Origin of the sequence: Streptomyces sp. NPDC006655 (assembly GCF_040703965.1) — a bacterium.
Lineage (GTDB): Bacteria > Actinomycetota > Actinomycetes > Streptomycetales > Streptomycetaceae > Streptomyces.
In genome coordinates this window covers 1-1,470 of record NZ_JBEYJU010000250.1, presented here as the reverse complement: position 1 = coordinate 1,470, position 1,470 = coordinate 1, and the positions used below count along the sequence as shown (strand labels likewise).

Below are 1,470 nucleotides of genomic sequence, written 5' to 3'. Positions count from 1 at the left end.
CTCCAGCTTCGCCCACTGCGCATTCGTCAGATCGTGCCTCCCCACGAAGTGGATCTTGACACATCAAGATCCACTTCTGAAACGCACCCTAGGACTCGCAGGCGAGCTCCGCCTCCGTCCAGGCATCATCCCGGCCCTCTGTCGCGGCACCCACTGCTGCAGCAAACCCCCGAAGGACTTCGAGGCTCGGGCGTGTGCCGAAAGTGGATCATGAGCGTGGGATGATCCCGGTTCGTAGCGCCTGGAGATCTGACGAACGAGCAATGGGCCGTGCCGGAGCCGTTGTCGCCGAAGGGAAAGAAGACCGGTCGGCCGCCGACATGGACTCGGCGGCAACTGATCGACGGCATACGCTTCCGGGTCCGTACCGGCCTTCCGCGGAGGGACATGCCTGCCGAATACGGGCCGTGGGGCCCCGGGCGTACGATCTGTTCCGCCGTCGGCAGAGGGACGGCACCTGGCAGCGGATCCTCACCGCCCTCCAGGCCCGGGCGGACTCTGGCAGCCTGATCACCTGAGACCTCGGCGTCGACTCCACTGTCGTCCGTGCCCACCAGCACGCTGCCGGGGCGCGGGAGGGGGGGACATGCAGAAGGAGCCGCCCGGCGGTGTCGTCGCCGAACCGGCCGACCATGGGCTTGGACGCTCGCGCGGCGGCATGCAGTGGAGTGCGGCATCAATCGCCTCAAAAGGCACCGCGCCGTGGCGACACGCTATGACAAGCTCGCAGTCCGCTACGAGGCTACCGTCCTCGTCGCGGCCGTGAATGAATGGCTGTGACCACTCACATGGCCCGTTCCATGCAGACCAGTTGGTCCCGCTCGTCCCACGACTCGGTGACGGTGAATCCGAGCCGCTCGTACAGGGCGATCGCGCCTGCCCGCCACTTCCACACCGACAGCCGCACCACGCTGACGCCGCCTTCCGCAGCATGCACGAGCGCGGCGCTGACCAGGCTGGACGCGATGCCCCGCCCCCGGAACGCCGGGTCCGTCCAGAGCCTCTTGACCTCGGATCGTCCATCGACAGAGGCGGTCACGACCAGGCAGCCCACCGAGGTGTCCCCGCTCAACGCCAGCAGCACGACATCGTCAACGAACACGGCCTGCGGATCCGCGATCTCTACCCGGTAGCGGTCCGGCAACCCATCCACACCGGCGACGGCCTCACCCTTCTCTGCCTGCGTCTGCAGATGGTAGGCAGCCAGCAGTTCTGACAGCCCACCCTGGACGGAAGGGGCCTGACCCGGCCAGCGAACGATGGAAACCTCACGTTGATCAGTCATGACGGGAGCATCGCATGACACATACCAAGGCTCGAGCGAGGATCTTGATCCACTTTCGATACACACCCGAGGTGTATTGATCCGCAGCGTTACTGACTTCGGCTCATTAGGGTGACGCCGGGTCGTCGAGGGTCAGGCCGGTGCCCGCTATGAAGCCGTCGAGCGTGTCGGGCCGGTACTGAAGT

The 1,470-nt window shown here is 65.9% G+C and carries 2 protein-coding genes; one reads left to right on the top strand and one right to left on the bottom strand.

The features are described 5' to 3' along the window. The first annotated feature begins 249 nt into the window (after positions 1-249). Positions 250-510 carry a transposase gene (locus AB0958_RS45115; RefSeq protein ID WP_366896290.1) on the top strand — a complete coding sequence of 87 codons (261 nt, stop codon included), beginning with the start codon at positions 250-252 and terminating at the stop codon, positions 508-510. A 274-nt stretch (positions 511-784) separates the two neighbouring features. On the opposite strand, the gene AB0958_RS45110 is transcribed toward AB0958_RS45115, so the two are convergent. Beyond that, the gene (locus AB0958_RS45110) at positions 785-1,285 is read right to left on the bottom strand and encodes a GNAT family N-acetyltransferase (protein ID WP_366896289.1); all 501 of its coding nucleotides are present in this window, start codon (positions 1,283-1,285) and stop codon (positions 785-787) included. Positions 1,286-1,470: the final 185 nt, after the last annotated feature.